The 11,320-nt window shown below is 67.8% G+C and carries 11 protein-coding genes and 1 pseudogene; 4 read left to right on the forward strand and 8 right to left on the reverse strand.

The window, feature by feature from the left end:
* The 3 genes and pseudogenes from ACNA7R_RS16480 to ACNA7R_RS16490 form a co-directional block, all read right to left on the reverse strand.
* Nucleotides 1-457: pseudogene (locus tag ACNA7R_RS16480) on the reverse strand (hypothetical protein); the annotation flags it as partial.
* A gap of 79 nt (nt 458-536) precedes the next feature.
* The gene (locus ACNA7R_RS16485; RefSeq protein ID WP_416284629.1) at nt 537-1,370 is read right to left on the reverse strand and encodes an aldo/keto reductase; all 834 of its coding nucleotides are present in this window, start codon (nt 1,368-1,370) and stop codon (nt 537-539) included.
* Nucleotides 1,371-1,518: 148 nt separating this feature from the next.
* Complete coding sequence (locus ACNA7R_RS16490; protein ID WP_416284630.1) at nt 1,519-2,259, reverse strand: proteasome assembly chaperone family protein; 741 nt, start codon at nt 2,257-2,259, stop codon at nt 1,519-1,521.
* Nucleotides 2,260-2,352: 93 nt separating this feature from the next.
* On the opposite strand from ACNA7R_RS16490, the gene ACNA7R_RS16495 reads away from it, so the two are divergent.
* Both ACNA7R_RS16495 and ACNA7R_RS16500 read left to right on the forward strand, forming a co-directional pair.
* Nucleotides 2,353-3,261 carry an RsmB/NOP family class I SAM-dependent RNA methyltransferase gene (locus ACNA7R_RS16495; protein ID WP_416284631.1) on the forward strand — a complete coding sequence of 303 codons (909 nt, stop codon included), beginning with the start codon at nt 2,353-2,355 and terminating at the stop codon, nt 3,259-3,261.
* A complete protein-coding gene (locus ACNA7R_RS16500; RefSeq protein ID WP_416284632.1) occupies nt 3,261-3,806 on the forward strand; it encodes a hypothetical protein in 546 nt (181 codons plus the stop codon). The genes ACNA7R_RS16495 and ACNA7R_RS16500 overlap by 1 nt, the downstream gene beginning before the upstream one ends.
* Before the next feature lie 247 nt (nt 3,807-4,053).
* On the opposite strand, the gene ACNA7R_RS16505 is transcribed toward ACNA7R_RS16500, so the two are convergent.
* The 3 genes from ACNA7R_RS16505 to ACNA7R_RS16515 all read right to left on the reverse strand — a co-directional run bounded on the left by ACNA7R_RS16505 (nt 4,054) and on the right by ACNA7R_RS16515 (nt 7,310).
* The gene (locus tag ACNA7R_RS16505) at nt 4,054-5,592 is read right to left on the reverse strand and encodes a DUF790 family protein (RefSeq protein WP_416284633.1); all 1,539 of its coding nucleotides are present in this window, start codon (nt 5,590-5,592) and stop codon (nt 4,054-4,056) included.
* A 91-nt stretch (nt 5,593-5,683) separates the two neighbouring features.
* Nucleotides 5,684-7,159 (reverse strand): sodium/proline symporter, encoded by a 1,476-nt coding sequence (locus tag ACNA7R_RS16510; protein ID WP_416284634.1) that lies wholly within the window; start codon nt 7,157-7,159, stop codon nt 5,684-5,686.
* Between the two features lies 1 nt (nt 7,160).
* On the reverse strand, nt 7,161-7,310 hold the full coding sequence (locus ACNA7R_RS16515; RefSeq protein WP_416284635.1) for a hypothetical protein: 150 nt from the start codon (nt 7,308-7,310) through the stop codon (nt 7,161-7,163).
* Nucleotides 7,311-7,538: 228 nt separating this feature from the next.
* Here ACNA7R_RS16515 and ACNA7R_RS16520 point away from each other — a divergent pair, with 228 nt between their 5' ends.
* Entirely contained in the window at nt 7,539-7,904 is a 366-nt protein-coding gene (locus ACNA7R_RS16520; RefSeq protein ID WP_416284636.1) for a sensory rhodopsin transducer, read from the forward strand.
* 62 nt (nt 7,905-7,966) lie between these two features.
* Here the strand turns inward: ACNA7R_RS16520 and ACNA7R_RS16525 are convergent, their stop codons facing one another.
* Entirely contained in the window at nt 7,967-8,899 is a 933-nt protein-coding gene (locus ACNA7R_RS16525) for a 2-dehydropantoate 2-reductase (protein ID WP_416284637.1), read from the reverse strand.
* Between the two features lie 109 nt (nt 8,900-9,008).
* Nucleotides 9,009-10,469: a DEAD/DEAH box helicase gene (locus tag ACNA7R_RS16530; protein ID WP_416284638.1), complete on the reverse strand. Its 1,461-nt coding sequence runs from the start codon at nt 10,467-10,469 to the stop codon at nt 9,009-9,011.
* A 70-nt stretch (nt 10,470-10,539) separates the two neighbouring features.
* Here ACNA7R_RS16530 and ACNA7R_RS16535 point away from each other — a divergent pair, with 70 nt between their 5' ends.
* The gene (locus ACNA7R_RS16535) at nt 10,540-11,205 is read left to right on the forward strand and encodes a nucleotide exchange factor GrpE (protein WP_416284639.1); all 666 of its coding nucleotides are present in this window, start codon (nt 10,540-10,542) and stop codon (nt 11,203-11,205) included.
* Nucleotides 11,206-11,320 lie beyond the last annotated feature (115 nt).

An 11,320-nucleotide genomic window follows, 5' to 3' on the forward strand; every position in this document is an offset into this window, starting at 1 on the left:
AGACCGGCCGGCCGCCGACCCGCGAGCAGCCGGCCGCAAGCGCCGTCGCCCCCGTCGCGACCGCGCTCGCCGCGGCGACCGCGAGGACGGCGTCGGGCTCGAGCTGGAGGTGGGCGAGGGCCGTCAACGTCCCCCACGCGAGGACTGCGAGGGCGGTGACGCCGGCGACGCCGAGCCGGGCCCTGGTCGAGTCGAGTCTCGCCGCGTAGTACCGGGTCGCGAACCCGAGGACGGTGAGGGGGTACAGCACCAGCAGGCCGAGCGCGCCGAGGGTGCCCCAGCCGTAGTAGCCGACGGTCTGTGGGGTCGTCTCGGGTCGCCATCGGCCCATGACGGCGTGGCCGCGACCGCGCTGTCTGGGGAAGGCGAGCGCCATCCAGCCGCCGTGGAGTCGCCGGAGGTCGGTTGCAACCTCCCCGACGACGCCGGCCTCACCTCTCCGGGTGCGGGTTGCCATGGCGCTTGCGACGGCTCGAAAAGTGGTAAGCTTTCTTGTTACTCAGGAGTTCGGACTACTCGAGCCGGGCTCGCTCGCGTCAGTTCCAGGGGGCGAACTCGGGGTCGACCTCGCGGCTGACGTCGTCGACGTTGTCGATCGTGTCGATATCCGAGCGGTCGAGTTCGACCAGCAGTGACTCCCAGTTGTCCTCGAGGTGGTCCTCGCCGGTGGCCTTCGGGATCGCGGTGACGCCCTTCTCGCGCAGCCAGGCGAGACTGACCTGGGCCTCGCTGACGCCGTGACGGGCCGCGACGTTCTGGATCCCCTCGTGGTTGAACACCTGGCCGCGGGCCAGCGGCGAGTAGGCGACGACGTCGACGTCGTAGTTCTCACAGGCCTCGCGCAGGTCGTCCTGCTGAAGCAGCGGGTGGAGTTCGACCTGGTTGGCCGCGATCGGCGCGTCGCAGACGTCGATCGCCGTCTCGAGGTCCTCGGGCATGAAGTTGCTGACGCCGACGTTCTCGATCAGGCCCTCGTCGTACAGCTCCGAGAACGCCGAGAGAGTCTCCTCGGGCTCGTACGCCCCGGCGGGCCAGTGGACGTACAGCATGTCCAGATAGTCGACGCCGAGACGGTCCATGCTCTCCCGGGCCGTCTCCGTGACGTCCTCGGAGCCGAGGTTGTCGGTCCAGATCTTCGTCGCGAGGAAGACCTCCTCGCGGTCGACGTCGGCGCTGGCGATCCCCTCGCCGACGGCCGTTTCGTTGTCGTAGGCCTGTGCCGTGTCGATGTGTCGGTACCCCATCTCGAGAGCGTTCCGGACGCTCTCGGCGCACTGTTCGGCGTCGTCGTTCTGCCAGGTGCCGAGACCGAGCATCGGCATCCCGTTCGACGTCGTCGGACAGAAGTCGGGAGCGATTTCGTCTGCCATGGTCGAAGGATGAGCCAGGTGCCGAAAAGGGGTTGGGATTGCGTGAGCAAGATCGGCGGCTCGACGCGTTAACCCGACACATAGTGGAGGATCGGACCACGGGGTCTGTGTTCAGGGGGTAGGTACGTTCTCGCCCTCGAGTTGCCCGCTACTGGTACATCCGAAGCGGCTGGGCCTGGGAGCTCTCCTCCTGGCTCATCTGTTGCATCTGGCGGGCGAACTGCTCGCGTTTCTCCCGGATCTCCTCGGCCCGGTCGATCAGCTCCGCGACGTCGATCGAGACGTCCGTGATCGGTGCGATCCCCTCCTCGAGCAGGACGCTTGCCGCCTCGGGATCGGGGAACTGCGGGCTCGAGTCGACGATCAGCCCGAGGCTGCCCTCGCCACGCTGTGCGGCGCGGTCGAGCAGCGCTCCCGTCGGGCCGCTGACCACGCCGTCCTCCGGGGGCGTCGAGATCCCGTGATCCTCGAGGGTCTCGAGTTCGTCGCCGGTGGCGATCCCGTACAGCGACGGCCGCTCCTCGCGCTCGGACGGGAGCCCGCTGAGGTAGATCGGCCGCGCCTCCTGGGCGGCGATCCAGCTCGAGACGCAGTTGGCGACGGTCCCGACGGCTCGGGCGCCGATCGGCACGTCGCTCTGGAGCGCGATCAGGTCGTGGGCCTCGCTGGCGTAGAGCCGAACCGGCGGGCGCACTCGCCCGTCGCCGGCCCGGTAGGTCCCCACGCGGGGCAGCCCCTCGCAGTCGACGCTCGCGTAGTACTCCATCTCGAGTTCCCGGATCAGGTGGTCGGTCGCGATCTTGCCGACGAGGCCGACGCCGGGAAACCCCTCGACGAACGTCGGCTCCTCGAGTGATAGCTCGGAGTCCTGCAGCTGAATCCCTGCCATGTGCTGACAATCGCGGGTGAGCGTCATAAAGACGGTGCCGACGTGCGCGGCGGTTCGAAACCCACAAGCGACGGGCCGGCGAACCCGACGCCAATGGAGCCACTCGAGCGGTATCGGCCGATCGTCGACGACTTCGAGGCGTTTCTGGCCGCCTGCGAGCGACCGCTGGGCAACGCGGTCCGCGTGAACACGATCAAGGCCTCGGTCGACCGGGCGACGACGACGCTCGACGAAGAGGGCGTCGAGTACGAGGGGGCCGACTGGAACCCTCGGGTGTTGCGACTCGAGACCGACTCGCCGGGCTCGACCTGGGCGTCCTTCCACGGCTTCACCCACGGCCAGGAGGAGGTCTCTGCGGTCCCCGCGACCGTCCTCGAGCCCGAACCCGGCGAGCGCGTTTGGGACTGCTGTGCGGCCCCCGGCGGGAAGGCGACCCAGCTCGCGGCGCTGATGGACGACCGAGGGACGGTCGTCGCCAACGATAACAACCTCGGTCGGATCTCGGCGCTGCGCTTCAACGCCGAGCGGCTGGGCGCGACGAGCCTCGCGGTCACGAACGACGACGCCCGGAACTACTCCCTCGAGCGGTTCGACTTCGACGAGTTCGATCGCACGCTCGTCGACGCGCCCTGCTCCTGTGAGGGGACGATCCGGAAGAACCCCGACGCGCTCGACGGCTGGTCGGAGGGCTACCTCGACGAGGTTTCGGGGATCCAGAAGGGGATTCTCGGACGAGCCGTGCAAGCGACGCGGGAGGGCGGTACCGTCGTCTACTCGACGTGTACGTTCGCCCCCGAGGAGAACGAGGCCGTCGTCCAGCACGCGCTCAACGAGGAGGACTGCCGGGTCGTCGACTTCGACCTCGGTCTCGAGCACTCGCCCGGACTCACCGAGTGGGACGGTAACGAGTACGACGAGAGTCTCGAGCGAGCCGCGCGGATCTATCCCCACCAGAACGACACCGGCGGCTTCTTCGTCGCGAAACTGGAGGTGACGGCCTGATGGGTGACGACGCCGTGGACGGCGACTCCGACGCGGATCTTGCACAGAACGACGGCCAGCGCTTCGGCCGCCTTCCCGCGACGGCCGACGAACGAACCGTCGAGGGACGAGTCAGCCGCGAGGCCGTCGTCGACTACTTTGCGGACCGCTTTGCGATTCCGCCCGAAACCTTCGACGACTACACGTTCTGGGAGAAGGGGGCGGGCAAGATCTGGATCTATAGCGGGTCGGCTCCCTCTCCGGTCGAGATCGAAGCGATCGGGATGACCTGCCTGCGAACCCGCCAGGAGCACTGGAAGCCGACGACCGACTTCGTCCAGCGCTTCGGCCGGGAGGCCGGCGAGTGCGTGATCGAACTCGAGCCAGACGAGGCCCGGGCGTTCGCCGCGGGCGAGGACCGAGAACTCGAGCGCTGGGAGGGCGACTGGGGGTACCTGATCGCCGCCCACGAGATCGCGGGCGAGCTCGAGCCGATCGGCGTCGGACTGTACGTCCACGGCGAGTTGCGCTCGATGGTGCCGAAGGGGCGCCAGCGGGAGCTGTAGTACTGAGTCGTACGGCTCCTGTATTCAGGGCCAGCCGTGAAAATCGCGTTACGTAGAGACGACTCACTCACCGCTCGCTACGCTCGCGCTTCGATCGTCGTTCCGCAGAGAGACGCGCTGTCGCGCGTCTCGGACGGCTGTTCGCCCAGTAGAAACTGCGAGCGAAGCGAGCAGTTTGCCGACCTATGTAACGGCCTGACCGACGTAGATATAGCATCGAGACCGAACACAGGAAGCACGGCATCGACTACTGCGACTCCCGTTCGACGAGCGTCCCGCCCGCGAGCCCCTCCCACTCGACGCGATAGCCGAGTTTCGAGAGGACCGCACTCGAGTCGCCGATCCCGTAGGACTCGAGTACCGTTTCCGCCTCCGATAGCGACGAGCCGGCTTCGATCTCCTCGCCCAGCGCCTCGAGCACCGACGGCCGAACCAGCGTTCGGCCGACCAGGTCGTGCTCGGGGAAGGCGACGTCGACCAGCGCGTCCTCGCTGACGCCGCGGTCTGCGGCCAGCGCCTCGAGGGTGAGGACGTCCGCGTCGGGTCGCAGCTCCTCGGGCAGCGCGGCCGCGCTGTCGGCGACGAGCTGGCGCTCGTACCCCCGGAGGACGTCGCGGACGTCCTTCAGCCGGACGCTGCCGGAGTAGGGGATCGCCCGGAAGTCCCGCGCGGCGATCTCCTCGCCGACGCCCAGCGACTCGTCGACGGCGACGACCAGTTCGACGTCCTCGAGATCGGCGAGCTGTCCGAGCTTCTTCTCGACGTACTCGGGCGTCCAGAAGCCCATGATCTCGAAGAAGACCCGAAAGTCGCCGTGCGAGTAGTCGAACGCGAAGTCGGGGATCATCACCCGGGTCCCGGTCTCGAGCGGTTCGGGCTCGCGGACGAGCTCCCAGTCCAGATCCAGACTCGAGAAGCGCCCGGCGAAGTCGGCCTCGACGCCGCTGTCGAAGGAGACGTCGGCGACGGGCTCGGCGTCGGGCACCCACACCGGGTCCGAATCGGAGAGTTCGAGGACCCGTTCGGTCCCCCGGTCGTCGATCGTCGCCTCGAGGCGCCACTCGCTCGCTTTCGCGATCGTCCGCAGGAGCCGCGCGAACCGGGTGCCGTAGCGGCGCGTGGCGCGAAAGAGGTGCGTCGGGCCGGTGACGACGACCTCGCGGTCGCTCAGGGCGGTTTCGTTCGCGTCACCGGCGTCGGTCTTCCGAATCTCGTACATCAGCCGCAGGCGCTTGATCGCCGAGACGAGTGCTTTCGGATCGCTCGAGCGCACCCGTAGCTCGGTGGCGTCGAACAGCGCCGTCTGGGCCAGCGAGAGGTTGTACTGCGCGACCAGCTCGTCGGGATCCCACCGGGGGTCGACCGCCGCGAGGACCTGTCGTTCCTCGAGGTCGGCGTACAGCGCCCGCTCGAGGGCCGCAGTCGAGAGTCCGAGCTCGTCGGCCGCGCGGGCGAGCGCGGCCGTCCGTTCGTCCTCGGCGACGACGCCGACGGCCTCTGCCGCCTCGAACGTCGCCTTCCGGACGCGCTCGGGCTCGAGGTCGGCGTCAGTCTCGAACGTCGCGTCCCGTTCGAGCAGCGCCGAAAAGCCCCGGACGAGCTTGAAGTGGTCGGCGTCGCGCTCGAGGTCGGTCAGGGCGTCCTCGAGGTCGCCGCGGGGCTCGCCGACGTGGCCCTGGTAGGTCCCGATGACGCGGGCGGCGAGGGGACGGTGCTCACGGCTCGCGAACTGCGGGTGGTACCCCCCGCCCGCTCTCGAGACGCGAAGCAGGTCCTTCGTCAGCATCTACCTCGAGTCGGTGCGGCGAACGCAAAAGTGATCCGCACCGCGAGCGCCGACGGGTCGGCGATCGTTCGAACGGCGACGGTCGGGTCGATCAGTCGTCGGCGGGCGAGGTGCCACCCGTCGTCGGCTCCGGTACGCCGGCGACGTCGGCGCCGGTGTCGGCGGTCGCGAGCGTAACCCCGACGATGGTCGCGATGCAGACGGGCCAGACGAGGATCGGGAAGTAGTCCGGCAGCAGGTAGAGGTTGGCGATCGACGACCCGAGGCCGACGACGATCCCCGCCAGGATCGCCTCTCCCGTCGTTCGCTTCCAGAACAGCATGAACAGCAGGGGTAGTCCGAACGTCGCGCCCAGTCCGACGTACGCGAACTCGATGATCTCGAAGATGGTACCGGGACGGACGAACGCGAGCGCGATGCCGCCGAGCGCGAGAACGCCCACGGTCGCCCGGCCGAGTGCGATCAGCGTCCTCTGGCTCGCGTCCGGATCGATCCGCTCCTCGTAGAACCGCGTGAAATCGGAGGACGCGACCAGCAGCATCGAGTCCGAGGTCGAGAGGATCGCCGAGACGATCGCCGCGAGCAGGATGCCGGCGATAACGGCGGGGAAGAAGTCGACGATCGCCATCATCGCGACGTTCTCGGGGTTGTCGACGGAGCCGTAGAGGACGCGCCCGGCGGCACCGATGAGCAGCGGAACGGTGAGTCGCAGCGACTGGAAGGCGACGGCGATGACCGCGGCGGGACTGAGCAGCCGTTCGGAACGGATCGCCTGGAGCCGCATCAGCGAGTGGGGCTGGCCGATCGTCCCGAACGCGAACGTTACCCACGCGAGGGTGCCGATGAGCAGCGCCTGGCCGGCGAGCCCGCCGGTGATGTCGAGCAGCGCCGCGTCCTCGACGGCGCCGGCTTCGGCGACGAACGCCGACCAGCCGCCGACCTCGCCGATCATCAGGATCGGCAGGGTGACCGCCGCGGCGAAGATCAGGATCCCCTGGAAGACGTCGGTCCAGATCGAGGCGTTGAACCCGCCGAGCATCGTGTAGAGCCCGACGACGACGCCGCCGACCGCGATGGCGATGCCGTAGTCGATCCCGATCCCGGTGTCCATCGCCTCGCCGACCGCGATGATCTGCGCGCCGATGTAAGCGCCCATGAACACGAGAATCGAGAGCGTCGCGACGACGCGGATCTGTGTGCTAAGGCGGTCGTTCGTCACCGCCAGCGAGAGGTGGTCGGCGATCGTGATGGAGCCGAGCGCCTCGGACTGGCGACGGAAGCGCGAGCCGACGTAGCGGTACATGAAGATGACGAGCAGGATCATCGTGATCGAAAACCACAGCCCGTTGATCCCGGTCGCGAAACCGACGCCGACCCAGGCGAAGAAGGTCCAGCCGCTGGCGACCGAGGAGACCTCGGAGATGGCGACCGGCCACGTGCCGACGTCCCGACCGGCGAGCAGGTAATCCGAGAGGCGATTCGTTTCCGTCGTCACGAAGAAGTACGCCCCGATCGCGAGCAGGATGAGGAGATAGGCGCCGAACGTGAGCTGGATGGTCGAGAGCATCCTACCGCCTCCCCAGCACTGAGACGTAGCCGTCGTTGGTGGTCAGGTCGATCCAGTACAACACGAGCGTCAGAACCGGAAACAGCACCATCAGGAGGATCGCGACGGTACTCCCCGGCGGAAGATCCAGCACCATGGGTAGTAGTGGCATAACGAGATGTGATATAGGTGTCGAATCACTGCCGGAATCGGTGACATTCGGTCAATACACGGACACATTTCTGTATATAGCGGCGTTTCTGACAGATTCCAGTGGCCAACCGGCACGACAGATATCTCCCACCGTCTCGGATTCGCGTCGTTGCACAGCGAGGCCCGCGTCCGACACCTGACCGTACAAGCCCGTTCGTTATCGGCTCGAGGGTCGTTTCGGGAGACGATGGTCGGAAAACAGACGTGGACGATTCCGGAGGGGTACATCCCCGAAGAGAGTACGGGACCCGAGCCCGAGATGACCAGCCACGGAACGGTCTGTCTCCTGAACGCGACCGACGAGGACGCCACCGTCGAGATCACCGTCTACTTCACCGACCGCGAACCCGTCGGTCCCTACGAGGTGACCGTTCCCGCCGAGCGAACCAGACACGTCCGGTTCAACGATCTCGAGGACCCCGAGCCGATCCCGAAAGGCGAGGACTTCGCGAGCGTGCTCGAGTCCGACGTTCCCGTCGTCTGCCAGCACACCCGGCTGGACTCGCGCCAGGCGGAGAACGCGCTGCTCTCGACGATCGCCTACGGCGAATAACCGGCCCGTCGCCGAGGGTGCGGTTGGACTGCGGGAGCGGATTCGCGGCCCCGCCGTCGGAATCACTCGCTCTCTCGTCGATTGCGCACTGCCCACGGGCGCAGGATCGCGTAGACGGCATCGGTCGTCGGAACCGCGACGTCGTTCTCTCGGGCCTTCCGGACGACCGTCCCGTGAAGCGCTTCGAGTTCCATCGGCTTCTCGCGGGTCATGTCGTAGTGCAACGACGAGTACGAGTCGTCGTCCAGCTCCGCCGCGAACGCCATCCAGCGCGAGACCGCGTCGTCGGGAAGGTCGACGCCGGCCGCCCGGCCGACGCTGCAGACCTCCTCGACGATCCGTCGGTAGGCGTCCCACGACTCCGGCGTCTCTCGGATCTCGCCAAGCGGCAGCCGGACCGCCGCGGTCATCCCCGCCTGGGCGCAGATGAACGCGGCCTTCTCCCAGAGTTCGATCCGGATCGACGCCGAGAGCTCCGCGCTCATCCCGTTGGCGCGCTCACACCGCTCCAGGAGCCGTTCGGCCCGCTCGCTGCGCGTCCCGTCCAGCTCGCCGAAGGTGATGCTGGCCGGCCCGCCCGTCTGTTCGATACGTCCCGGCTCGGCGATCGTCGAGAACACGTACGCGACGCCGCCCATGACGCGATCCTCGCCGATTACGTCGGCGAGCTTCTCCTCGTTGTCGAGGCCGTTCTGGAGCGAGACGACGGCGGTCTCCTCGCCGAGCAACGGCTCCAGTTCCCGAGCAGCGGCGGCCGTATCGAAGGACTTCACCGCGAACAGGACGTAATCACAGGGGCCGATCGAGGCTGGATCGTCCGTCGCCGGGAGTTCGACCTCGAAGTCGCCGCGGACGCTGTCGACGCGGAGGCCGTCCCGCCGAAGCGCCTCGAGGTGGGCCCCTCGAGCGAGAAGGTGAACGTCGGCTCCCGCGCGGGCGAGCCGCCCGCCGAAGTACGCGCCCACGCCGCCCGCGCCGTAGATCGCGACCTTCACGCGGAATCAGCTCCCGACCGACTCTCGAGCGTTTCGTCGTCTCTCATCGTCCGGAGTTGGGCGCGGTCCGTGTTATACGTTGCCGCCTCGGGCCGAGCCCGAACCGCGATCAGTTCCGACGCCGCCTCGAGGTCCGCTCCTCGGCCGTCTCGCTCGCGACGACCTCGTACAGCAGCGCCCGTCCACCGTCTTCTTTCGGCCGCAAAATTCTGCCCAGCCGCTGGGTGAACTCCCGCTCGCTGCCGCTGCCCGAGAGCACGACCGCGACGTTGGCGTCGGGGACGTCGACGCCCTCGTCGAGGACGTTCGAGGTCGCGATCCGCGAGTAGGTTCCCTCGCGGAACCGTTCTAAGATCTCCCGTCGCTCCGCGGCGCCCGTCTGGTGGGTGATCGTCGGGATCAGAAACCGCTCGCTGACGTCGTACGCGAGGGCGTTGAACGCCGTGAAGACGATCGTTCGTTCGCCGCGGTGGTCGTCCAGAATTTCCCCGAGCGCCTCGATCTTGGCCTCGCTGCCGTAGGTGATCTCGCGGGCGCGCTGGCGCGCGAGCAGCGCCTCGCGGGCCTCGGGGTCCGACCCCGAACGCTTGACGAGTTCCTGGTAGTCCGAGCCGCTGGTAAACTGGATGTTCGATCTCGCGAGGTAGTCCGCGAACACTTCCTGGTTGCGGTCGTACTCCTCGCGCTCGTCGGGAGTGAGCGAGACCTCGAGTCGCTTGACGTCGTAGGGCGCCAGGTGGTCGCCGGCCAGCTCGTCGGCGTCGATCCGGAACGTGAGCGGACCGACGATCTCCTCGACGATCTCGTGGGCACCGTCGGGCCGCTCGAACGTCGCGGTGAGCCCCAGTCGCGCGGGCGCGGCGAGCAGGCGGGCGATCTCGCGGTAGCCCTCGCCACCGAGGTGGTGGACCTCGTCGAAGACGACCAGGCCGAAGCGGTCGCCCACCGAGTCGGCCTTGAGGTAGGCCGAGTCGTACGTCGAGACGGTGATCGGCTCGAGCCGCTGCTCGCCGCCGCCGAAGCGGCCGATCTCGCGATCGAACTCCCGCTCGAGTTCGCGTTGCCACTGCTCGAGTAAGTCGATCGTCGGCACGACGACGAGCGTCGGCGTCGCGAGTCGTTCGATCGCCTTCAGCGCGATGACGGTCTTCCCGCTGCCGGTGGGCAACTCGAGGACGCCTGCGGGAGCGCGGTCGACGGGAAGCGTTCCGTCGAGGTCGACGTCGGCCCAGCGGTCGGTCTCGAGCCAGGCCGACAGCGCTTCCCGCTGGTACGCCCGGAGCTCGTACGCCGAGTGGAGTTCCGAGATGGAGTCGACCTCGAGCACCCGATCCCGAACGGCGGCGTCCTCGAGCGCCAGCGCCGCCCGAAGCGGCGCGTACTGCAGGGCGGGAACCCGCCGACCGCCCGATCTGGGATCCGCCTCGAGTTCGAGCACCCGTTCCCGCAGCGTCGCCGCCAGCTCCGACCCGAGCCCCTCGAGACGGACGGTGCCGTCCTCGTACCGGAGCTCGATGGCGTCCTCCTCGACCGTCGGTGTCACGCCGAACACTGCGGTCGGCGGGCACATATATCGTCGGATCGTACCCCGCCGAGTCCGGATCTCAACCCTTTTACCGCCGCTGGTCGTTGACCCGATCATGAGCGAAGACGAGGGCACGAACGCGTCAGCCCAGGGTGTCCCGTCCGGGGATCGATCCGACGACGGCGACGGCGTCGAGACCGACGCGGGGGACGAATCGGGCGTGGAAACGGCCGAGTCGGAAGCGGAGACGACCGGCGACGAGAGCGAGGGCGACGAAGAGACCGTCGAGCAACTCCGCGCCGAACTCGAGGAGGCCGAGGCCGAGATCGAGGATCTCGAGAGCCGCCTCAAGCGCAAGCAGGCGGACTTCCAGAACTACAAGAAGCGCGCGAAAAAGCGCCAGGAGCAGATGAAAGACCGCGCGACCGAGGACCTGGTCGAGCGACTCGTCGGCGTTCGAGACAACCTCAAGCGCGCGCTCGAGGAGGACAGCGACGACGTCGAGAGCCTGCGGGAGGGCGTCGAGATGACGATGCGGGAGTTCGATCGCGTGCTCGCCGAAGAGGACGTCTCCGAGATCGATCCCGAACCCGGAACCGAGACCGACCCCCAGCGCCACGAGGTCATGATGCAGGTCGACAGCGACCAGCCCGAGGGGACCGTCGCCGACGTCTACACGCCGGGCTACGAGATGGGCGAGAAGGTCATTCAGAACGCCCAGGTGACGGTGTCGAACGGCGAACTCGAGGACGACGAGTCTGCGGAGGACGCGACGGAGTAGCTGTTCGAGGCGATTCGTCACTCGAAGCGACTTCGATCGTGACATCCTCCTCGCCGTAAACGGCGAGGCTTCCCGTACCGCAGTTGGGATATTTGCCGGTCTACGACACAACCTG

It is taken from the genome of Natronococcus sp., assembly GCF_047921035.1.
In the GTDB taxonomy this organism is placed as follows: Archaea; Halobacteriota; Halobacteria; order Halobacteriales; family Natrialbaceae; genus Natronococcus.